We start from the raw sequence: 21,104 nt of genomic DNA, 5'->3' as shown, positions 1-21,104 counted from the left end.
TAAAAATGAAAACAGCAGGAAGAAAGAAGATAGCGATTGTGGGAACGGGAATCTCTGGCCTTACTTGTGGTTATTACTTGCATAAAGAACATGATGTAACGCTGTTTGAAGCGAACGATTACATCGGTGGCCATACTGCAACCGTTGATGTGAGCCTTGATGGTAAAGAATACGCGATAGATACTGGGTTCATCGTCTATAACGACCGTACGTACCCTAATTTCATTAAAATGATGAGCGAGATTGGCGTTGAAGGTCTGCCGACTCAAATGAGCTTCAGTGTCAGAAATGATGGGAACGGACTAGAGTACAACGGCCACACAGTGTCGACATTGTTTGCTCAAAAACGTAACTGGGCAAACCCTAAATTTTATCGATTTATCTTCGAGATACTTCGTTTCAATAAACTTGCCAAGCGCTTCGCTAGCGAGCAGTCCACGCACTCTCAGACGTTAGGTGAGTTCCTTGACGAACACAAATTCAGTGCTTTCTTTACCGATAACTACATATTACCGATGGGCGCTGCGATTTGGTCGTCGACTTTGGCTGACATGCGCGCATTCCCTCTTATGTTCTTCTTACGTTTCTTCCTCAACCACGGTCTGCTAGATGTGACTAACCGACCACAATGGTATGTGATTAAAGGTGGTTCACGTTCATACATTCCACCATTGACTAAAGGCTTTGTCGAGAATATTCGTCTTAATAGTCCTGTCGAAAAAGTGGTTCGCAACGAAAAAGGGGTTGGCGTTCAAGTTCGCGGAGAAACACATTGGTTTGATGACGTTATCTTTGCTTGTCACAGTGATCAAGCAATGAGAACGCTAGAGGATATCAGCCCAATTGAGCAGGAAATCTTGGGGGATATGACATACCAAGCAAATGAAGTTGTTCTTCATACCGACTCTGCCGTACTACCAAAACGTAAGGCAGCATGGGCATCATGGAACTACCTATTGGAAGGAAGTGAAGAGGAACAGCAACGCCTCCCTTCGCTCACTTATAACATGAATATTCTTCAGCATATTCAATCAGAACACACGTTTTGTGTAACGTTGAACAGTACTGAGCAAATTAACTCAAATAAAGTCTTGCGTTCGTTCACTTATCATCATCCAGTATTCACCACTGAGTCTATTGCAGCGCAGCAGCGCAAAGATGAGATACAGGGCAAACAAAGTACCTGGTTCTGCGGGGCTTATTGGTACAACGGTTTTCATGAAGATGGCGTGCGTAGCGCGCTTGATGTTGTGAAAGAACTAGAAGAAAAGTACCGCGAACAAAATGTGGTTCCTTTCGAAAAAGGCGCAGCGTGATATGGATAGCCAAATGAACAGCCGATTGTTTATAGGCAACGTTCGTCACCGTCGATTCACGCCGGTGAATCATGAGTTGAACTACTCTTTATTTATGCCCGCCATTGATGTAGACGAGATCGATGCTTTAGAGAAAAAAGTATGGGGTTTTGGTTCGCGTTGGTGGCATTGGGCTCGCTTCAAGCGCAGTGATTACATTGGTGAAGGTAGCGTCAAGTCGGCAGTGCACAGCAAAATTGAAGAACTGACAGGTGTTCGCTGTACCGGCAAGGTAATCGCAGTCTGTCACTTGCGTTATCTAGGACTTTATTTCAGTCCCGTTAATTTCTACTACGTTTATAACGCGGAAGGAGAATGGAAGTATCTCCTCGCAGAGGTGAGTAACACTCCTTGGAATGAACGACATTACTACGTGGTGTCAGCAGATAAAGAAGAAGAAAAGTTTGGTTGGGAACAAGTTAAAGCATTCCATGTTTCACCATTCAACCCGATTGACCAACTCTACCGCTGGAGAATTAAACCTTTGACAGACAAGTTGAATATTCATCTTGAATGTCACAAAGGAGAGAAACACTTTGATGCCACCATGGTTATGAAAGCCAAGCCACTTTCAAGCAAAACCTTATTGAGGTGTTTGATCGTTACACCAATACAAACGGTAAAAGTAATGGTTGGTATTTATTGGCACGCATTAAAACTTTGGGTGAAAGGCGCACCTTTTTATTCTCATCCTAAATATTCAACGCATGAAGAAATAGAAGCCGATACTGAAAAAACAGACAAAAAAAATAAAAAGCACAAGGAGAATTCTGCATGTTAAATACTAGTTCTATGACATTGCCGCGTAAATTGACGACAACGCAAAAAGCGGCTCGCGGAGTTATTTTTCAATGTCTGCAAAAAATGGAAATCGGCTGCTTAACAGTTATTGAAAGTTTTAAGACGGAAACGACAGAGCGAAGCGAGCGTTTTAGTGCGCCAAATGGGGAGTACAGTGGTCAACCTGTTGTCGCTACTATAGAGGTAAAACATCCAGGCTTTTATTCACGGATCTTGCAGGGCGGCAGTATTGCTGCTGGTGAGGCTTATATGGATGGGTGGTGGGATAGCCCCGATTTAACCTCATTAATGAAACTGATGGCCCTTAACATGCGTGCTCTAGATAAACTCGAAGAGCAAGGCAGTTGGTTGACTAAAATACTGTACAAGTTCAGCCATTGGTCAAACAGAAACTCTGAAGAGAACTCACGTAAAAATATCCATGCGCATTACGACTTGGGTAACAACCTATACGAAGCGTTCCTTGACACCAATATGCTGTACTCGTCGGCGCTTTACAATCATGCGGACGACTCTCTAGAGCAGGCTCAAATCAACAAAATGGATCGTCTATGTCAGCAACTTGAGCTGAAATCTACCGATCATGTTGTTGAAATTGGCACTGGGTGGGGCGCTATGGCGATTTACATGGCTGAACAATACGGTTGTCAGGTCACCACAACAACGATATCTGAAGAGCAACACGCGTACGCGGAGCAAAAAATCAAAGAGCGTGGCTTAGAAGACAAAATCACTCTACTCAAAGAAGATTACCGAAACCTAACCGGCACTTATGACAAGCTCGTTTCTATTGAAATGATTGAAGCTGTGGGCAAACAATTCCTGCCTTCGTACATTAAGGTCTGTGAGTCTTTATTGAAGTCTGGTGGCTTGATGGCGATTCAAGCGATTACGATTGCCGATCAGCGTTACGATTACTACAGTAACAACGTCGACTTTATCCAAAAGTACATTTTCCCGGGTGGTTTTTTACCGTCGGTAACCTCACTAACCCAAGCAACAACAAAGTACAGTGACTTAGTGACGCGAGACTTGTTCGATATTGGTTTGGACTACGCCAAGACGCTGAACGAATGGCACCTTCGTTTTAATCGAGCAGAGAATGAAGTGCGCTCGTTTGGCTACGACGATCGCTTTGTGCGTATGTGGCGCTACTATTTGAGCTACTGTGAAGGGGGCTTTTTGGCTCGCACGATCAGTGCCGTTCACATGACGTTTCAACGCCCGTAGTTCGTTATGAAGGTATTTCTTGCTTCGACATGGTTCCAACTCTGCTGGTTTGCAGCGGTGCTTGGAACCTATCAATGGCAATGGGTGACGTTATTCCTTACTTTGGCAACCCTACTATATTGTTTGAAAACTGACGCATCTTCGCTCAAAAGTATTGGTGTGATCGTCACGAGCGGGCTCGTGCTTGATACGCTCAATCAACAACTCTCGGTCTTTGTCTTTCCAACCCCATGGCTGCCAGTCTGGTTATTATGCTTGTGGGTTTTGTTTTCTTGGTATGCCTATCAACTTAAGTCAATTTTGTACCGTTTCCCAAAAACCTACGTATCAATAGTAGGCGGACTCGGAGGAACAGTGAGCTACTTTGCTGGCTATAAGCTCCAAGCCGTTGAATTTGGATTTAGCACTGGCGCTACACTGGCAATGTTGTTTGTCGAATGGTGCGTCATGATGCTCTTGATACTCAAGGTGTACGGAAATGAAAAGCTTGAAGAGAGTTTTAACTCAGAGACTGACTAGGTTGCTTGCGTTGGTAATAGTAACTGGTTCTTTTGCTCTGCAAGCTCAACCCGTTGGAAACAGCGAAGCTGCTAGCAACATTGCTAATTGGAAGGGATGGAAAACTGTTGGAGAAGCCCAACTTACCTGGTTCATCTTCGATATTTATCACTCAAGATTAAAAGCGCCTGATGGAAAGTTCATCGTAAGCGATGACGTATCGCCACATCCCCTTGCGTTGGAAATTAATTACAAGAGAGACATCAGTAAGCAACAGCTGCTTGATGTGACGGATGAGCAGTGGGCGAAATTGGGTTTTACGGACTCATATCGAAAAGCCTGGATCAGCGAGCTCGATCGTATGTTTCCTGATATTCAAAAAGGTGACGAGCTTACTTATCTAACAGATGGAAAATCCGGTCAGCTGTTTTATAAGCAGGTTGGGGACGTGCAAGTAAAGAACGTTGGCATCATTGAAGACGAACGAATGAACGATGCATTTTTAGCTATATGGTTATCACCCAACACAGAATTCCCGAAACTCCGAAAACAATTGATAGGGCAGGTTAGATAGTGCTTAAACGAATTTTTAAATCAGCGACTTTAGTGGCAGCTGTTTTTCTTTCGGCATGTTCCGCAGACATTGATAATTACCGCTCTTCTACACCGACTTTTGACGTATTCGGTTATTTCGAAGGCGACATAAAGGCGTGGGGGATGGTGCAAGATTATACCGAACAGCAAACCCGTCGCTTTGAAGTCGATATAGTGGGTACTGTAGAAGGTGATACGCTGACGCTGGTGGAAGACTTCGTGTTTGATGACGGAGAGGTGGACCAGCGAATTTGGGTTATCACTAGATTAGAAGACGGTAGTTATGAAGGTAAGGCAGACGATATTATAGGTGTAGCAACAGGGGAAGAGCAGGGCAATGCGCTACAGTGGCAATATGACTTTGAGCTACAAATGGAGGATTCATCAGTGACGGTTGCTTTTGATGATTGGCTTTATCGTCAGGATGACAGACACGTTTTCAATCTAACGAAAATAAAAAAGTTTGGTGTGGAAGTAGGAACAATAACCTTGTTCTTCCAAAAGCAGCCATAACAAATGGGGCTGATCTTCAATTAATAATCCATTCCATATAACTAAAATTATTTTCTCCCGACCTAACTCCCCTAACTAAAAAAGGTTGACGCTTTCGCGTCAACCTTTTAAGTATCTGGTCGTTACAGGAGTATTACAGCTTATCTGTCAGCTCGATTGCTTGACCGATATAGTTCGCTGGTGTCATTTCTTTCAGACGTGCTTTCTCGTGCTCAGGAAGCTCAAGACCGTCGATGAAGTTACGCATTGCTTCGCCGTCTACACGCTTACCACGAGTTAGCTCTTTCAGCTTCTCGTATGGCTTCTCGATGCCGTAACGACGCATAACGGTTTGTACTGGCTCAGCTAGTACTTCCCAGTTCTTGTCTAGTTCAGCAAGAAGCGCTTCACGGTTTACTTCTAGCTTGCTGATGCCTTTAAGTGTCGAAGTGTAAGCGATGATAGCGTAGCCAACACCAACACCAAGGTTACGTAGAACCGTTGAGTCAGTTAGGTCACGTTGCCAACGAGAGATAGGCAGTTTCTGTGCTAGGTGGCCTAATACAGCGTTCGCAAGACCTAGGTTACCTTCTGAGTTTTCAAAGTCGATTGGGTTAACTTTGTGAGGCATTGTTGAAGAACCGATCTCACCAGCAATAGTTTTTTGCTTGAAGTGGCCTAGTGCAATGTAACCCCAAACGTCACGGTCGAAGTCAATCAGGATAGTGTTGAAACGAGCGATAGCGTCGAACAGCTCAGCGATGTAATCGTGCGGTTCGATTTGAGTTGTGTAAGGGTTCCAAGTTACGCCTAGAGACTCTGTGATGAACTCTTCAGAGAACTTGTGCCAATCTAGCTCTGGGTAAGCAGAAAGGTGTGCGTTGTAGTTACCTACTGCACCGTTGATTTTCGCTAGGATCTCAACGTTTTCGATTTGCTTGAATTGACGCTCCATACGGTACGCCACGTTTGCCATTTCTTTACCCATAGTAGATGGAGAAGCAGGCTGACCGTGTGTACGAGATAGAAGAGGAATGTCGCGGTATTCCACTGCTAGTGCTTTGATAGCGTCGATTAGGTTACGGATTTCTGGAAGAATCACGTTCTCACGCGCTTCTTTAAGCATTAGAGCGTGTGATGTGTTGTTGATGTCTTCAGAAGTACATGCGAAGTGGAAGAACTCGTTTACTGCGTGCAGTTCAGGAACGTCTGCTACTTTCTCTTTTAGGAAGTACTCAACCGCTTTTACGTCGTGGTTAGTTGTACGCTCGATCTCTTTGATACGGCGTGCATCTTCTTCAGAGAAGTTTGCAGCAAGGTCGTCTAGGAATTGGTTTGCTTCTGCGCTAAACGCTGGCACTTCTGCAATTTCAGCAGTAGCAGCAAGCTTTTGTAGCCAGCGGATTTCAACGATAGTACGGTACTTTAGTAGACCGTATTCACTGAAAATTTCGCGTAACGCAATTGTCTTGCTTCCGTAACGGCCGTCTACTGGTGAAACAGCAGTCAATGCTGACAGTTCCATGATGTTCTCCTGAATTGGGTTTCTAAATTTCGTGAGCTTTATACCAATAACTGTGGCAATTGTCACGAATATTGCGCAAACGTTTGCGCGAGATTTGTTTTAGTCGAAAAAAATGAGCTCGCGATAAACGCGAGCTGCTTATTTGATATTTTACTACAGACGAGCAAGAAGGATTTGTGCTTGCTCTACCATCTTCTTGCGCCCGAAGATTAGGTGGCGACGCTTACCACCAACTTGACGCCAAAGAACTGCACTACGAATGCCAGATAACAACAGCGCACGAACTTTGTGTTGGCTTGCCGTCTGCTGCAGTACAGATGGCGTGCCCGTTACTTGAATGCGTGGGCCAATAGGGCTAACGACATCCAGATAGATGCTCGCTAAATTGCTGATCATTTGATCGTCTAGTAGCTCAAAGTGCTCTGACTGACGCTTGGCCATTTGAATACGATCACCAAGCTGAGACATAGCATCGTTACGAGAGCTTAACTTACGCTCTAACGCCATTAAACTAATAATGTAACGAGTAATTTCACTGCCTGATGGTGTGCTATCAATCCCTTTAACCAAGCATTCTAGGCCGAGCTTTAGATCGGCTTCGCGACCGAATACGCCAACTGTGTTAGCAGGGTTCGTGCTCAAAATAGCGTTGATTGATGTTTCAAAAGCATCTTGATCACAATGTCCGTTTCTCGCTACCTGTTGAACTAAAGCAACAGCTTGGCAAATCCCAGCGAAAGCGATAGTACGGTCATAAAGTGTATTCGCCACGTAACGACTCCTAAGCTTGAGAATATTTAATGCGTTGCTCGATGATGCCGCCACCTAGGCACACGTCACCTTTGTAGAACACTGCTGATTGACCTGGAGTTACAGCAATTTGTGGCTCGTCAAAGATAACTTTAATGTTTTCATCATCGATAGGGATGATTGTACAAGGAATATCTTCCTGACGGTAACGAGTTTTCACTGTGCACTTCATAACATCGCGAATTGGCTCACGATCTACCCAATGAAGTTGTGATGCAAGTAGACCTTCTGATTTCAACATTGGATGGTCTTTACCTTGAACAGCAATCAAAACGTTACGTTCTAGATCTTTCTCACCAACGAACCATGGGTCCTCGTTACCACCGCCGCCTTTACGGCCACCGATGTGTAGACCTTTACGCTGACCAAGTGTGTGGTACATCAGGCCTTGGTGTTGACCAATCACTTCGCCTTCTGGAGTCTCGATATTACCAGGCTGAGCTGGAAGGTAGCGACCGAGGAATTCTGTAAACTTGCGTTCACCGATGAAACAAATACCAGTTGAGTCTTTCTTCTTAGCGGTAATTAGATCTTGTTCTTCCGCAATGCGGCGTACTTCTGGCTTCTCTAGGTCACCAACAGGGAATAGGCTACGTGCGATTTGCTCGTTGCTTAATGTGTACAGGAAGTAGCTTTGATCTTTGTTGCCATCTAGACCACGCAGCATCTGTGGTTTTTCACCATTTTCTGGGAAAGAGCGACGCACATAGTGGCCCATTGCAATGTAATCAGCATCAAGTACTTCATCAGCGAATTCTAGGAATGCTTTGAACTTGATTTCTTTGTTACAAAGAATGTCAGGGTTCGGAGTACGGCCAGCTTTGTATTCAGCAAGGAAGTACTCAAATACGTTATCCCAGTATTCGGCAGCAAAGTTGATAGTGTGTAGGTGGATGCCTAGCTTGTCACATACTGCCTGAGCGTCAGCAAGATCTTCTGCCGCTGTACAATATTCTTCGTTGTCATCTTCTTCCCAGTTCTTCATGAAAAGGCCTTCTACTTGGTAGCCTTGCTGCTTTAGAAGATACGCGGAAACAGATGAATCAACGCCGCCGGACATACCGACGATGACTTTCTTTTGGCTGTTATCAGACATTACTAAACACCACTTAAATAAACGGGATGCAGATTCTATCAGAATCCACAGACCGGTGACAGATCCGAGATCGAAATCACAATTCGTTTCGCTGGATTTTTCTTCAACAAAGATTCGAACGAGTAATTTCGCAAGTATAGAAGAGGTATATATGGCATAGTTGGCCAAAATCCAAGAGGAAACACCAAATGACAGAAGAAAACCAATTTATGCAAGAAAGTGAGTTGATTGAAATTGTTGAAAATCAGCTCGAAGATGGCAACCCGCTTAAAGTAAAAGAAACCCTTATGCGTTTAATGATGACTGGCACACCACGTGAAGATGCGGTTGCGATGATGGCATGTGCGATGTCAATTGAGATTTTTGATGTAATGAAGAATGAAGGTGAGTTCAACCTAAAGCGTTATAGCGAGCACCTTGAGCAACTACCAGATCTCAGCTTTATGGAAGGTGAATAAGCCACCTAAAAGAAAAAAGCTGTCAGCAAACGTTTGCTATAATCGCTTTTATTGCTGCTTTATTATTAGCGGTATAGAATCCGCTCTCCTTTTCATCCCCTTACTCAGACTGACAATATGAAATTTCCTGGACAACGCAAATCGAAGCACTATTTTCCTGTTCATGCTCGTGACCCGCTGGTGAGCCAAGCACAAGAAAGCAAGAAGATGACGCGCACTCACATCATTGGTATTGACCAAACCTTGGTTGATATTGAAGCAAAAGTTACAACGGATGTGATTGAAAAGTACGGTCTGAGTAAAGGTCACTCTCTGGTTATCGATGACGAAAGAGCAGAAGAGTTATACCAGCAACTGAAAGAAGAGAACTTGATTACCAATGAGTATGCGGGCGGTACCATTGGTAACACGCTACATAACTACTCCGTGCTAGCGGATGATCGCTCCACACTACTTGGAGTGATGAGCCAGGATATTAAGATTGGCAGCTACGGTTACCGTTATCTTTGTAATACATCAAGCCGCATGGACTTGAACTACCTACAAGGTGTAGATGGTGCAATTGGCCGTTGTTTTGCTCTTATCACAGAAGACGGCGAACGTACTTTTGCTATCAGCGAAGGGCAAATGAACCAACTCCATCCTGATAGCATTCCAGAGAAAATCTTTAAAAATGCATCAGCACTTGTACTGACGTCATATCTAGTACGTTGCAAAGACGGCGACCCAATGCCGGAAGCAACAATGAAAGCGATTGAGTACGCGAAAAAGAATGATGTGCCTGTTGTTCTGACTTTAGGCACAAAGTTTGTTATTCAAGATGACCCTAAATATTGGCAAGAATTCATTCGAGATAACGTTTCAGTCGTTGCGATGAATGAAGATGAAGCAGAAGCACTGACGGGGGAATCTGATCCACTTGCTGCGTCTGATAAAACATTGGAGTGGGCTGATTTAGTATTGTGCACGGCGGGTCCTGTAGGTCTATTTATGGCTGGGTATACGGAAGATAGCGCGAAGCGCGAAACTTCTTTGCCATTACTTCCAGGGTCAATTGCTGAATTTAATCGTTATGAATTTAGTCGTCCGGCGAAAAAAGACTCATGCGAGACGCCAATAAAAGTGTACTCGCATATCTCGCCATATATGGGTGGTCCAGAAAAAATTAAGAATACAAATGGCGCAGGTGATGCCGCGTTATCTGCTGTTCTTCATGATATGGCAGCAAATAAATACCATAAAGAAAATGTGCCTAATTCAAGCAAGCACAGTAACGAGTATTTAACTTACTCTTCTTTTTCTCAAGTCTGCAAATACGCAAACCGTGCGAGCTACGAAGTTCTCGTGCAACATTCACCACGATTGTCGCGCGGACTTCCTGAGCGAGAAGATAGCCTAGAAGAAGCATACTGGGAACGTTAATACGAAGCGGTTTAATTAACTATTCTGTAACTAAAGTAAAAGGCGCATTAAGAAATGTGCCTTTTTTATTTGTAATGGTTTAAATAAAAAAGGCTCCCTATGGGAGCCTTTTAAAAATAGCACGGATCTAGATTAGGAACTCATCCAGAGATTTACCTGCATCAAGTTGCTCTTGAATCGCCGAAGGTGTACGACCTTGGCCAGTCCAAGTTTTCTCATTACCGTTTGAATCTGTGTATTTGTATTTAGCAGGGCGAGGTGCGCGCTTCGCTTTGCCTTTCGTCTTAGTTTCGCCAGATAGCGCAGTAATAAGTGCTTCTACATCAATACCGTCTTGAGCGATTTTCTCAGCAATCTCTGCAAGCTTAGCTTCTTGCTCTGCTTGTGCTGCGCGTTCTGCTTCTTCTGCTTCACGACGCTCATCTACGACAGTAGTGAGTTTATCTAGAGCTTCTTCCAATTGTTCTAGAGTCAGCTCACGAGAAAATGCACGAAGGCTACGGATATTTAGAAGGGTTTTAGTCAGCTCTGACATAACGATTCCTATTAAAAGGTTAATGTGTTGGGCACTTTTTATCGTTACGATTAAATAATGCCAATCTATAAATAAACAAAGAGTCCTTATATTTAACTTTATCTTTTCCTTATGTGCAAATGCTAAATCAAGATTTTGTTTAAATTTGACTATTTTTTAAAGCAATTAATATTATTACACTCGAAATAAATCATTATTAGATGAGAACTAAAATCAACAATCATTATTGTATAGAGAGAGTGACAGCTTGGTTCTTTATAAAAAAATTTGAGTTATTACTTAAAAATATGAAGCATCCATCTTTAATGGTGTGTCATATATCCTTAATTTATTGATATAAGATAAACCATGATATTTCTAAGGTAGTAATAATGTTTCATAAATAACATGATTGATGTGATTTCAGTTGCACAAAACTTATGGAATTAGGCAAGGTTTATAAATTATCTCAGCCATTATTTATTTGTTTAATTTAGTTTGATGTGTTGCATTGACTCTCATCATAAGTACAATGGCTGCCACCTGATGCAATATTGCAGACAATTTGTTGTTAATTTGTACAGTTAGTGGTTAATTGTTTGTTGTTGCCGTAGAGGCGCGGTCTCGAAGAGTAGCTATTATTGGGGTGATGCCAATGAATAATAGTGGAAGGCGAAGATTGCCGAAGTAAGTAACTCATCAAAGTTACTTGCTGGGGTTGTATCTGAAAGGAACAACACTGCCATAGTATATATTCACATTAAACTATGGAGCGCTACTGTAGGGTTGGGTGGAGTGTTCGCTTCCCTGTCGCTAAGTTCAACATGAGCACGTATCGTATGCTACGTGACTTGTCTGCAGTAGATCTCTAGCCAAACTTTGGTTTTTGAAGATCATGAATTTAATAGATTTTTCTAGTTCTCCTGTTTCATTATTGCCACCTATTGTCGCTTTGACTTTGGCGATTTTGACTCGACGTGTATTAGTTTCCTTGGGTGTAGGTATCGTGCTAGGTGCGGTGCTACTTAATAGCTGGTCTATCAGCGACACCGCAGGTTACGTCAGTTCTCAAGTTTCTTCTGTCTTTATTGAAGATGGCGGAATTAACACTTGGAACATGAGCATTGTTGGTTTCCTAATCTTATTAGGTATGACAACAGCTTTATTAACGCTATCTGGCGGTACTCGTGCTTTTGCTGAATGGGCACAATCTCGAGTGAAGAGTAAACGCGGCTCCAAACTTCTTGCCGCCTTTTTAGGCGTATTCATTTTTGTCGATGATTACTTTAATAGCCTTGCTGTTGGTGCGATCTCTCGCCCAGTAACCGATCGCTTTTATGTGTCTCGCGCTAAGCTTGCGTACATTCTAGACTCAACCGCTGCTCCAATGTGTGTAATTATGCCTGCTTCTAGCTGGGGTGCTTACATTATTACTATTATTGGCGGGATCTTAGTCTCACATGGGATCACAGAGTATTCGGCTCTTGGCGCATATGTTCGTCTTATTCCAATGAACTTCTACGCCGTTTTTGCGCTGCTAATGGTGTTCGCTGTTGCGTGGTTTGGTCTTGATATTGGTAAAATGCGTGAGCATGAGATCTCTGCATCGCAAGGTCGTGGCTTTGATAAAGACAAAGAAAATGACTCGCAAGAAGCGCATGACCTAAACGAAGAGCTAGATATCCGTGAAAGTGAAAAGGGTAAAGTGTCAGATTTGATACTTCCTATCGTGACGCTGATTATCGCGACTATCGCTTCAATGCTTTACACGGGTGGCCAAGCATTGGCTGCTGATGGTAAGGAGTTTGCGCTTCTTGGTGCTTTTGAAAATACAGATGTAGGTACATCACTAATCTACGGTAGCTTGCTTGGCTTAGCAGTTGCACTGTTTACTGTTGTGAAGCAAGGTCTACCAATGGCTGAGATCGCACGTACACTTTGGATTGGTGCTAAGTCTATGTTTGGTGCGATTCTAATCTTAGTATTTGCCTGGACCATTGGTTCTGTTATCGGTGATATGAAGACTGGTACTTACCTTTCGACAATGGCGCAGGGCAATATCAACCCTCATTGGCTCCCAGTTATCCTATTCTTGTTGTCTGGCCTGATGGCGTTCTCAACAGGTACTTCATGGGGTACGTTCGGCATCATGCTTCCAATCGCTGGAGACATGGCTGGCGCAACAGACGTAGCGCTAATGCTACCGATGCTGAGTGCGGTTTTAGCTGGTGCGGTATTCGGTGACCATTGTTCACCAATCTCAGATACGACTATCTTGTCATCGACGGGTGCACGTTGTAACCACATTGATCACGTATCAACACAGCTACCTTATGCATTATCAGTCGCGCTTGTTTCATGCGTCGGCTTTATTGCCCTTGGTATGACTGCTTCAATAGCGTTCTCGTTCATTGCAGCGTCGATAACATTCGTTATCGTTTGCGCTATTTTGTCATGGCTTTCAAAGTCTAAAATAGCGTCTTGCCAGAGTGCGTAATTCACTGATTTAAAAAGTAAATTTATAGGAGGCTTCGGCCTCCTTTTTTATTTGTATTATACAATTCGAATTTTTTTAAAATTAAGGGTTGAAAAAAGTAATCAGCTTGGTTAGTGTGGTTGGTAACAAAGCAAATGAGAAGAGCCTTGAAATAAGTATGCGTAATTTTGTAATGAACATTCATCACCATCATCACCCAATCTAGTCTTTCGGGCGATGTACGCATACCCGGGAGGCAGGAAACTCCCGGAGGTAAAATCAAAGTAAAAGCAGATTTTAAACCCTCGGGAGACTTCAATCTCCCGAGGGTTTTTTAGTTTTATTAGTTTGAAAAATACTTAGATATCAAAATCTTGCATAGGGACAAAGCAATGCAAACACAACGTTTAAGAATCGCAATTCAGAAAAAAGGTCGTCTTAGCAAAGAGAGTCAAGCTCTACTAAAACAGTGCGGCGTAAAGTTCAACGTAATGGGCGAGCGTTTAGTTGTCCATTCTGAAAATATGCCAATTGATTTACTCTTGGTTCGTGACGACGACATCCCAGGTTTAATTATGGATGGCGTGGTTGACCTTGGCTTTATTGGCGAAAATGAACTAGAAGAAGTTCGCCTTGACCGCAAAGCATTAGGTGAACCCTGCGAGTTTGTTCAGCTTCGTCGACTTGATTTTGGTGGCTGTCGTTTATCTATCGCAATCGACAAGGACGAAGAGTACAACGGTCCACAAGACTTAGCTGGCAAGCGTATTGCTACAACGTATCCTCAACTTCTAAAAGCGTACATGGATGAAGCCGGCGTTCCATTCTCTACATGTATGCTGACAGGCTCTGTAGAAGTTGCCCCTCGCGCGGGTCTCGCTGATGCTATCGCTGATTTGGTTTCTACAGGTGCAACACTGGAAGCGAACGGCCTTAAAGAAGCTGAAATTATCTTTAAATCAAAAGCGACATTGATTCAACGCACAGGTGAGTTCGACGCAGACAAAGTGGCGCTAATCGAAAAGCTGTTAACTCGCATGCAAGGCGTGCAGCAAGCGAAAGAATCTAAGTACATTATGCTTCACGCCCCAGCAGAGAAGTTAGATCAAATTAAAGCACTACTGCCAGGTGCTGAAGACCCAACTGTTCTTCCTCTTTCTGCAGATAAGCAGAAAATGGCTGTTCACTTAGTGAGTTCTGAAAACCTATTCTGGGAAACAATGGAACAGCTGAAAGAGTTGGGCGCAAGTTCAATTCTCGTTCTACCAATTGAAAAAATGATGGAGTAAGCATCATGAGAACAGTCGTTTGGCAATCATTAAGTGAGAATCAGCAAGACTCTATTTTGGAGCGCCCTGCTATTGCAGAAGGTGCCAATATCACCACTGCTGTGGCCGAAGTTATTGCTAAAGTTCGAGAAGAAGGTGACTCTGCTCTTATTGAGCTGACAGAAAAGTTTGACCGTGTTAAGCCTGAATCCATTCGTGTTTCTTCTCAGGAAATTAAGGCAGCGTCAGAGCGTTTGTCAGAGTCAATGAAGAGCGCACTAGAGCAAGCTTACGCCAATATTTCTAAGTTCCACAAAGCGCAAAAGCCGCAACCGCTCAAGGTGGAAACGCAGCCAGGTGTTCTTTGTGAACAAGTAACACGTCCAATTCAAAAAGTGGGTTTGTACATTCCTGGTGGCAGTGCGCCTTTGCCATCGACTGTTTTGATGCTCGGCGTTCCTGCAAAAATTGCAGGTTGTCGTAAAGTCGTTCTTTGTTCTCCACCGCCAATCGCTGATGAGATCCTTTATGTCGCGAAGCTGTGTGGCATTGATGAAGTGTACAACGTCGGTGGTGGCCAAGCAGTTGCTGCAATGGCTTATGGCACCGAGACTGTATCGAAAGTAGATAAGATCTTTGGTCCGGGCAACGCTTACGTGACCGAAGCAAAACGACAGGTTAGCAATGATTTCCGCGGTGCTGCGATTGATATGCCAGCAGGGCCATCAGAAGTTCTTGTGATTGCCGATGAAACCGCAGATGCAGACTTTATCGCTGCGGATCTTTTGAGCCAAGCAGAACACGGTCCTGATTCTCAAGTGGTATTGGTGACTCCTTCTCCTGTGATTGCTGATCAAGTGACGGATGCGGTTCAACGTCAGCTTAAGGAGCTATCTCGTGCGGACATCGCAGAGCAAGCATTGGCTTCAAGCTTGATCATCATTGCCGAGTCTCTTACTCAATCGGTTTCCATTTCGAATTACTACGGTCCTGAGCACTTAATTGTTCAGACTAAGAACCCACGCGAGCTTTTACCTCTATTAGATAACGCAGGTTCTATCTTCCTAGGTGATTGGTCGCCTGAATCAGCAGGTGATTACGCATCGGGCACCAACCACGTTCTTCCTACTTACGGTTACACACGCACGTATTCAAGCTTAGGTTTGGCCGATTTCTCCAAGCGTATGACGGTTCAAGAACTGTCTGCTGATGGCCTAAAGAACCTTGCACCAACTGTGGTCACCATGGCGGAAGCAGAAGGTCTGGATGCGCACAAACGTGCAGTGACCATTCGCGTAGAAAAATTAGCAAGTAAGAAAGAATAAGAGAGTAATGAGATGGAAAAGCTAGCGCGTAAACAAGTCCAAAAGCTTACCCCTTATATGTCGGCTCGCCGAATCGGTGGTACGGGTGACGTATGGCTAAACGCCAACGAATCGCCATTCAATAATGAATATAAAACAGACTTTGCTCGTCTTAATCGTTACAGCGAATGCCAACCGAAAGAACTGATTTCCGCTTATGCAGCGTATGCGGGTGTGAAACCAGAACAAACGCTGACTTCTCGCGGTGCTGATGAAAGTATTGAACTACTGATTCGTGCTTTCTGTGAGCCGGGTGAAGATGCGATTCTTTACTGCCCACCGACTTACGGTATGTACGCCATCAGTGCAGAAACCATAGGTGTAGAGCGTAAAACCGTGCCGCTAACGTCAGATTGGCAACTAGACCTTGCAGGCATCGAAGCTAATCTGGATAACGTGAAGCTGGTTTTTGTATGTTCGCCAAACAACCCAACGGGTAACTTGGTTAAGCGTGAAGACATTGTGTCTCTGCTTGAGATGACAAAAGACCGTGCAATTGTGGTGATGGATGAAGCGTACATCGATTTTTGTCCAGAAGCGTCAACGGTAGACCTACTGGCGCAATACCCGAACCTTGCAATTCTGCGTACTCTGTCGAAAGCTTTTGCGCTTGCAGGTCTGCGTTGTGGATTTACGCTTGCGAACGAAGAGCTGATTAATGTACTTCTTAAAGTTATCGCACCTTACCCAGTCCCAGTTCCAGTGGCAGAAATTGCGACTCAGGCGCTTTCGGAAGCTGGTTTAGCGCGAGCGAAGTTTCAAGTTCTCGATTTGAATGCAAACCGTGCTTACTTGCAAGTTGGCCTTTCAATGATTCCGGGCTTGGAAGTGTTTGAAGGGTGGGGGAACTACCTATTGGTGAAATTCCCAGATGGCGATGACCTTTTCAAAGCGGCTTGGGATACGGGCATTATTTTGCGTAACTCGCCAATTGAAAACTGTGTGCGTATCAGTGTGGGTAACCGTGACGAGTGCGAAAAAACGCTTGGATTTATCAGAAACTACTACGCATAAATAGAGACAGAATTTATCGCTCTCGCTCAATAGCGGGAGCGCCAAAAGAATAGCAATAAGGAAGTTCCCGAGTGAGCAAACAAAAAAAAATCCTCTTTATCGACCGTGATGGCACCTTAATTGTTGAGCCGCCGATTGATTTTCAAGTAGACCGTTTAGATAAACTAAAACTGGAGCCATTTGTTATCCCAAGCCTGTTGTCGTTGCAGGATGCAGGATACCGTCTAGTGATGGTCACGAATCAAGATGGTTTGGGTACCGACAGTTACCCACAAGCTGATTTTGATGCACCACACAACATGATGATGGAGATCTTTGAATCTCAAGGTGTGAAGTTTGATGATGTGCTGATTTGTCCTCACTTCGATGAAGATAACTGCTCTTGCCGTAAGCCTAAATTGGGCTTGGTAAAAGAGTACCTTCAAGGTGGCAAAGTGGATTTTCAAAACTCTGTTGTGATTGGCGATCGTCAAACCGATCTTCAACTTGCAGAAAACATGGCAATTCGTGGCATTCAATACAACCCAGAAACCATGGGTTGGAAACAGATCCTAAAAGATCTCACGGTGAAGGCTCGCGTTGCTGAAGTGGTTCGCACCACAAAAGAAACAGACATTAAAGTATTCGTTAATCTTGACGAGCAAGGCGGTAACGATATTTCTACAGGTCTTGGCTTTTTTGACCACATGCTGGATCAAATTGCGACGCACGGTGGATTCCAAATGGTGTGCAAAGTGGAAGGTGACCTGCACATTGATGATCACCACACAGTAGAAGATACCGCTCTTGCGTTGGGTCAAGCGTTGAAAGAAGCACTGGGTGACAAGCGTGGTATTGGTCGCTTTGGCTTTAGCTTGCCAATGGATGAGTGTTTGGCGCAATGCGCACTAGACCTATCAGGTCGTCCTTACCTTAAGTTCGACGCGCAGTTTAGTCGTGAGCAAGTGGGTGATCTTTCAACAGAGATGGTGGTTCACTTCTTCCGCTCTCTGACTGACACATTAGCGTGTACGTTGCACCTTTCTTCTGCGGGCAACAATGATCACCACATCATTGAAAGTCTATTTAAAGCGTTTGGTCGTACGTTACGCCAAGCAATCAAAGTAGAAGGCACTGAGCTACCAAGTAGTAAAGGCGTGCTTTAAGGCTAACGTTAGCAAGGAGAAAAACAGTGACAGAACAGAAAGTTGTCATTATCGATACTGGCTGTGCCAACGTTTCTTCGGTGAAGTTTGCCATTGAACGCCTAGGCTATGACGTAACGATTTCAAAAGATCCGCAAGTCGTATTATCCGCAGATAAGCTATTCCTACCGGGTGTGGGAACCGCCAGCGAAGCGATGAAGAACCTAGAAGAGCGCGATCTGATCAGCTTGGTAAAACAGGTAGAAAAGCCATTACTAGGTATCTGTTTAGGCATGCAACTGTTGGGCAAAGTGTCTCAAGAGAAAGGGCAGAAAGCCGACGAGTTAGTTGAGTGTCTTGGACTTTGTGATGGCGAAGTGAAGCTACTACAAACTGGCGATTTGCCGTTGCCGCATATGGGGTGGAACACGGTCTCTGCAAAAGCAGGTAATCCACTTTTCAAAGATATTGAAGAAGGAGAGTATTTCTACTTCGTGCACAGCTTTGCGATGCCTGTTGGGGATTACACGATTGCGGAATGTGAATACGGCAACCCGTTCACAGCAGCAGTACAAAGCGGTAACTATTACGGCGTGCAATTCCACCCTGAGCGTTCTTCAAAAGCGGGCGCGAAGCTTATTCAAAACTTCTTAGAATTATAAAAGGGATTTAGTGTGATTATTCCAGCTCTTGATTTAATTGAAGGACAGGTGGTTCGCCTTTATCAAGGTGATTACGGCCAAGTAACTGAGTACAAAGTCGACCCAGCAGAGCAGTTCAACTTGTACCACCAAGCTGGTGCTAACTGGCTGCACTTGGTGGATTTAACTGGCGCGAAAGACACGACAGCACGTCAACTTGATTTAATTGCAAAGCTACTAGCAAGCACGCCAGCGAACATCCAAATCGGTGGCGGAGTGCGCACAGAGCAAGACGTGATTGAGCTGCTAGAAGCGGGGGCTCAGCGTGTTGTCGTTGGCTCAACAGCAGTAAAACAGCCAGAGCTTGTGAAAGGTTGGATGGAAAAATACGGTGCAGAGAAAATCGTTCTCGCGCTAGACATCAACATCGATCAAGACGGCACACGTAAAGTAGCGATTTCTGGTTGGCAAGAAGATTCAGGCGTGACTATCGAAGCTCTGATCAACGATTACCTGACGGTAGGTTTGCAGCACGTGCTTTGTACGGACATTTCTCGTGACGGTACGCTAGAAGGCTCAAACGTAGAGCTTTATGTCGATCTATGTAAACAGTACCCACAAGTGCAGTTTCAATCTTCAGGTGGCATTGGCTCATTAGCAGATATCGAAGCGCTAAAAGGCAGCGGTGTGGCTGGTGTGATTGTTGGTCGTGCGCTGTTAGATGGTAAATTCACAGCAGAGGAGGCATTTGCATGCTGGCAAAGCGAATAATTCCATGTCTTGATGTTCGTGATGGACAAGTGGTGAAGGGCGTCCAGTTCCGCAACCACGAAATCATTGGCGACATCGTTCCTCTGGCGCAGCGTTATGCGGAAGAAGGCGCTGACGAGCTTGTGTTCTACGATATTACCGCTTCAAGTGATGGGCGTGTCGTTGACAAAAGTTGGGTCGCTCGCGTTGCTGAAGTGATTGATATTCCCTTCTGTGTCGCTGGTGGTATTAAATCAGCGGAAGATGCAGCGCGCATTCTTGAGTTTGGTGCAGACAAAGTGTCTATTAACTCACCTGCATTGGCTAACCCGCAACTGATTACTGACCTTGCTGATAAGTTTGGTGTGCAATGTATCGTCGTTGGTATCGATTCATACTACGACAAAGAGACAGGCAAGTATCAGGTTTACCAGTTTACTGGCGATGAAGAACGCACCAAAGCAACTCAATGGGAAACACGTGATTGGGTGCAAGAAGTACAAAAGCGTGGCGCTGGTGAAATCGTACTGAACATGATGAACCAAGACGGCGTACGTAACGGTTACGATATTGAACAACTTAACATGGTGCGTGAAGTGTGTAACGTGCCATTGATTGCATCGGGTGGGGCAGGTGCTATGGAGCACTTTGCGGAAGCATACCAAAAAGCAAATGTGGATGGCGCGCTTGCCGCATCGGTATTCCACAAACAAGTCATCAATATTGGTGAACTAAAGCAGTATTTGAAACAACAAGGCATTGAGGTACGACTATGAGTGTGAAAGCCGCCGAAGTAAGTTCGCTAGTTGAGCGAATCAACTGGGAAAAGGTGGATGGTCTGGTACCTGCTATCGTACAAGATTTCCAATCAAGCCAAGTGCTTATGATGGGTTATATGAACCAAGATGCGTTGGCAAAAACGGGCGAAACAGGTCAAGTGACGTTTTTCTCTCGTACCAAGCAGCGTCTTTGGACGAAAGGTGAGACCTCCGGCAACGTATTGCAACTAGTGAACATTCAGCTCGATTGCGACAACGATACGCTACTGGTGAAAGTGAATCCCATTGGTCCTACGTGTCACTTGGGTAACACAACTTGCTGGGATGTGGACCCTCAAGAGGAGTCACAAATGGTGTGGCTTCATCAACTTGAGCAGCTATTGGCTGCCCGCAAGAGTGCCGACCCAGATTCCTCTTATACTGCCAGTCTTTATGCCCGTGGCACCAAGCGTATTTCGCAAAAAGTGGGCGAAGAAGGCGTTGAAGTCGCGCTTGCGGCGACGTCGGGCGATAAGGCGGAGTTAGTGTGTGAATCTGCAGATTTGATTTATCACTTAATGGTATTGCTTCAAGACCAAGGCTTATCGATGAATGACGTAGTGAACAAACTGAAAGAGCGTCATAAGTAAGCTTGCGATAAGTGAAAGCCCCTATGCTCTCGAGCCTAGGGGCTTTTTACTTTAGTGTTCTTGATTCGGGGCAAAAACCGGCAACAGTGCTGGTGGCGATTAGATTCTGAATCACGCTCGTCCCTCGCTGTTCAGAATGACGGTATATTTTCTAATGGTACTTGCAGTAGAGTTATTTACTTCAAATAGGTACATATATTCACGTCACTCCAACGAACCTAGGCGAAGTCAAGAATCCAATTAAATCGAGCTCAATAAGCTAGG

General features: G+C 44.5%; 21 protein-coding genes, 1 riboswitch and 1 other annotated feature. Of the genes, 17 read left to right on the top strand and 4 right to left on the bottom strand.

The window, feature by feature from the left end:
- Positions 1-5: 5 nt before the first annotated feature.
- Genes R7P69_RS09335 through R7P69_RS09310 form a run of 6 tightly spaced genes read left to right on the top strand, consistent with a single transcriptional unit; the run spans position 6 to position 4,991 of the window.
- Positions 6-1,316 carry an NAD(P)/FAD-dependent oxidoreductase gene (locus R7P69_RS09335; RefSeq protein ID WP_025766885.1) on the top strand — a complete coding sequence of 437 codons (1,311 nt, stop codon included), beginning with the start codon at positions 6-8 and terminating at the stop codon, positions 1,314-1,316.
- 1 nt (position 1,317) lies between these two features.
- Positions 1,318-2,136, top strand: coding sequence for a DUF1365 domain-containing protein (locus R7P69_RS09330; RefSeq protein WP_025766884.1), 819 nt, complete (start codon positions 1,318-1,320; stop codon positions 2,134-2,136).
- Positions 2,130-3,386, top strand: a complete 1,257-nt coding sequence (locus R7P69_RS09325; RefSeq protein WP_025766883.1) for an SAM-dependent methyltransferase — start codon at positions 2,130-2,132, stop codon at positions 3,384-3,386. Before R7P69_RS09330 ends, R7P69_RS09325 begins: the two co-directional genes overlap by 7 nt.
- 6 nt (positions 3,387-3,392) lie before the next feature.
- Positions 3,393-3,905, top strand: coding sequence for a DUF2878 domain-containing protein (locus R7P69_RS09320; RefSeq protein ID WP_025766882.1), 513 nt, complete (start codon positions 3,393-3,395; stop codon positions 3,903-3,905).
- Positions 3,865-4,458, top strand: coding sequence for a chalcone isomerase family protein (locus tag R7P69_RS09315; RefSeq protein ID WP_025766881.1), 594 nt, complete (start codon positions 3,865-3,867; stop codon positions 4,456-4,458). The genes R7P69_RS09320 and R7P69_RS09315 overlap by 41 nt, the downstream gene beginning before the upstream one ends.
- Positions 4,458-4,991 carry a DUF3833 domain-containing protein gene (locus tag R7P69_RS09310; protein ID WP_005378200.1) on the top strand — a complete coding sequence of 178 codons (534 nt, stop codon included), beginning with the start codon at positions 4,458-4,460 and terminating at the stop codon, positions 4,989-4,991. Before R7P69_RS09315 ends, R7P69_RS09310 begins: the two co-directional genes overlap by 1 nt.
- 133 nt (positions 4,992-5,124) lie before the next feature.
- Here the strand turns inward: R7P69_RS09310 and purB are convergent, their stop codons facing one another.
- The 3 genes from purB to mnmA all read right to left on the bottom strand — a co-directional run bounded on the left by purB (position 5,125) and on the right by mnmA (position 8,401).
- A complete protein-coding gene (gene purB, locus R7P69_RS09305) occupies positions 5,125-6,495 on the bottom strand; it encodes an adenylosuccinate lyase (RefSeq protein WP_238952266.1) in 1,371 nt (456 codons plus the stop codon).
- A 153-nt stretch (positions 6,496-6,648) separates the two neighbouring features.
- Positions 6,649-7,266 carry a high frequency lysogenization protein HflD gene (gene hflD / locus R7P69_RS09300; RefSeq protein WP_005378194.1) on the bottom strand — a complete coding sequence of 206 codons (618 nt, stop codon included), beginning with the start codon at positions 7,264-7,266 and terminating at the stop codon, positions 6,649-6,651.
- Between the two features lie 10 nt (positions 7,267-7,276).
- Positions 7,277-8,401 carry a tRNA 2-thiouridine(34) synthase MnmA gene (gene mnmA / locus R7P69_RS09295; RefSeq protein WP_005378192.1) on the bottom strand — a complete coding sequence of 375 codons (1,125 nt, stop codon included), beginning with the start codon at positions 8,399-8,401 and terminating at the stop codon, positions 7,277-7,279.
- 188 nt (positions 8,402-8,589) lie between these two features.
- Here mnmA and R7P69_RS09290 point away from each other — a divergent pair, with 188 nt between their 5' ends.
- Both R7P69_RS09290 and R7P69_RS09285 read left to right on the top strand, forming a co-directional pair.
- Positions 8,590-8,859 carry a hypothetical protein gene (locus R7P69_RS09290; RefSeq protein ID WP_005378190.1) on the top strand — a complete coding sequence of 90 codons (270 nt, stop codon included), beginning with the start codon at positions 8,590-8,592 and terminating at the stop codon, positions 8,857-8,859.
- Positions 8,860-8,976: 117 nt separating this feature from the next.
- Positions 8,977-10,281, top strand: coding sequence for an inosine/guanosine kinase (locus R7P69_RS09285; RefSeq protein WP_005378187.1), 1,305 nt, complete (start codon positions 8,977-8,979; stop codon positions 10,279-10,281).
- A 127-nt stretch (positions 10,282-10,408) separates the two neighbouring features.
- On the opposite strand, the gene R7P69_RS09280 is transcribed toward R7P69_RS09285, so the two are convergent.
- Entirely contained in the window at positions 10,409-10,816 is a 408-nt protein-coding gene (locus R7P69_RS09280; protein ID WP_005378185.1) for an H-NS family nucleoid-associated regulatory protein, read from the bottom strand.
- Positions 10,817-11,398: 582 nt separating this feature from the next.
- Positions 11,399-11,581, top strand: a riboswitch (Lysine riboswitch).
- A gap of 109 nt (positions 11,582-11,690) precedes the next feature.
- Here R7P69_RS09280 and tet(35) point away from each other — a divergent pair.
- The 9 genes from tet(35) (at position 11,691) to hisIE (ending at position 20,840) form a co-directional block, all read left to right on the top strand.
- Positions 11,691-13,292 carry a tetracycline efflux Na+/H+ antiporter family transporter Tet(35) gene (tet(35), locus tag R7P69_RS09275; RefSeq protein ID WP_005378182.1) on the top strand — a complete coding sequence of 534 codons (1,602 nt, stop codon included), beginning with the start codon at positions 11,691-11,693 and terminating at the stop codon, positions 13,290-13,292.
- A gap of 180 nt (positions 13,293-13,472) precedes the next feature.
- Positions 13,473-13,610 (top strand) — a sequence feature (His leader region).
- A 53-nt stretch (positions 13,611-13,663) separates the two neighbouring features.
- Positions 13,664-14,560, top strand: a complete 897-nt coding sequence (hisG, locus tag R7P69_RS09270) for an ATP phosphoribosyltransferase (RefSeq protein ID WP_005378180.1) — start codon at positions 13,664-13,666, stop codon at positions 14,558-14,560.
- 5 nt (positions 14,561-14,565) lie between these two features.
- A complete protein-coding gene (gene hisD, locus R7P69_RS09265) occupies positions 14,566-15,864 on the top strand; it encodes a histidinol dehydrogenase (protein WP_005378178.1) in 1,299 nt (432 codons plus the stop codon).
- Positions 15,865-15,876: 12 nt separating this feature from the next.
- On the top strand, positions 15,877-16,917 hold the full coding sequence (hisC, locus tag R7P69_RS09260; RefSeq protein WP_238952267.1) for a histidinol-phosphate transaminase: 1,041 nt from the start codon (positions 15,877-15,879) through the stop codon (positions 16,915-16,917).
- Between the two features lie 71 nt (positions 16,918-16,988).
- Entirely contained in the window at positions 16,989-18,062 is a 1,074-nt protein-coding gene (hisB, locus tag R7P69_RS09255) for a bifunctional histidinol-phosphatase/imidazoleglycerol-phosphate dehydratase HisB (RefSeq protein WP_053307443.1), read from the top strand.
- Between the two features lie 26 nt (positions 18,063-18,088).
- On the top strand, positions 18,089-18,703 hold the full coding sequence (hisH, locus tag R7P69_RS09250) for an imidazole glycerol phosphate synthase subunit HisH (RefSeq protein WP_017821716.1): 615 nt from the start codon (positions 18,089-18,091) through the stop codon (positions 18,701-18,703).
- A gap of 12 nt (positions 18,704-18,715) precedes the next feature.
- Positions 18,716-19,453, top strand: a complete 738-nt coding sequence (gene hisA / locus R7P69_RS09245) for a 1-(5-phosphoribosyl)-5-[(5-phosphoribosylamino)methylideneamino]imidazole-4-carboxamide isomerase (protein ID WP_053307442.1) — start codon at positions 18,716-18,718, stop codon at positions 19,451-19,453.
- The gene (gene hisF / locus R7P69_RS09240) at positions 19,435-20,208 is read left to right on the top strand and encodes an imidazole glycerol phosphate synthase subunit HisF (protein ID WP_004749837.1); all 774 of its coding nucleotides are present in this window, start codon (positions 19,435-19,437) and stop codon (positions 20,206-20,208) included. The genes hisA and hisF overlap by 19 nt, the downstream gene beginning before the upstream one ends.
- Positions 20,205-20,840, top strand: a complete 636-nt coding sequence (gene hisIE, locus R7P69_RS09235; RefSeq protein WP_053307441.1) for a bifunctional phosphoribosyl-AMP cyclohydrolase/phosphoribosyl-ATP diphosphatase HisIE — start codon at positions 20,205-20,207, stop codon at positions 20,838-20,840. Before hisF ends, hisIE begins: the two co-directional genes overlap by 4 nt.
- Positions 20,841-21,104 lie beyond the last annotated feature (264 nt).

This window comes from Vibrio sp. 661 (assembly GCF_033339315.1).
GTDB lineage: Bacteria > Pseudomonadota > Gammaproteobacteria > Enterobacterales > Vibrionaceae > Vibrio > Vibrio alginolyticus.
This window is presented reverse-complemented; position numbering and strand designations above follow the sequence as displayed.

What these genes read in the sequence shown, in the direction of transcription:
- R7P69_RS09315 (WP_025766881.1), top strand. Translation starts at nt 3,865, where the DNA reads ATGAAAAGCTTGAAGAGAGTTTTAACTCAGAGACTGACTAGGTTGCTT.
- hisD (WP_005378178.1), top strand. Translation starts at nt 14,566, where the DNA reads ATGAGAACAGTCGTTTGGCAATCATTAAGTGAGAATCAGCAAGACTCT.
- hisF (WP_004749837.1), top strand. Translation starts at nt 19,435, where the DNA reads ATGCTGGCAAAGCGAATAATTCCATGTCTTGATGTTCGTGATGGACAA.
- R7P69_RS09285 (WP_005378187.1), top strand. Translation starts at nt 8,977, where the DNA reads ATGAAATTTCCTGGACAACGCAAATCGAAGCACTATTTTCCTGTTCAT.
- R7P69_RS09320 (WP_025766882.1), top strand. Translation starts at nt 3,393, where the DNA reads ATGAAGGTATTTCTTGCTTCGACATGGTTCCAACTCTGCTGGTTTGCA.
- mnmA (WP_005378192.1), bottom strand. Translation starts at nt 8,401, where the DNA reads ATGTCTGATAACAGCCAAAAGAAAGTCATCGTCGGTATGTCCGGCGGC.
- purB (WP_238952266.1), bottom strand. Translation starts at nt 6,495, where the DNA reads ATGGAACTGTCAGCATTGACTGCTGTTTCACCAGTAGACGGCCGTTAC.
- hisG (WP_005378180.1), top strand. Translation starts at nt 13,664, where the DNA reads ATGCAAACACAACGTTTAAGAATCGCAATTCAGAAAAAAGGTCGTCTT.
- R7P69_RS09280 (WP_005378185.1), bottom strand. Translation starts at nt 10,816, where the DNA reads ATGTCAGAGCTGACTAAAACCCTTCTAAATATCCGTAGCCTTCGTGCA.
- R7P69_RS09335 (WP_025766885.1), top strand. Translation starts at nt 6, where the DNA reads ATGAAAACAGCAGGAAGAAAGAAGATAGCGATTGTGGGAACGGGAATC.
- hisC (WP_238952267.1), top strand. Translation starts at nt 15,877, where the DNA reads ATGGAAAAGCTAGCGCGTAAACAAGTCCAAAAGCTTACCCCTTATATG.
- R7P69_RS09290 (WP_005378190.1), top strand. Translation starts at nt 8,590, where the DNA reads ATGACAGAAGAAAACCAATTTATGCAAGAAAGTGAGTTGATTGAAATT.
- hisIE (WP_053307441.1), top strand. Translation starts at nt 20,205, where the DNA reads ATGAGTGTGAAAGCCGCCGAAGTAAGTTCGCTAGTTGAGCGAATCAAC.
- R7P69_RS09330 (WP_025766884.1), top strand. Translation starts at nt 1,318, where the DNA reads ATGGATAGCCAAATGAACAGCCGATTGTTTATAGGCAACGTTCGTCAC.
- R7P69_RS09325 (WP_025766883.1), top strand. Translation starts at nt 2,130, where the DNA reads ATGTTAAATACTAGTTCTATGACATTGCCGCGTAAATTGACGACAACG.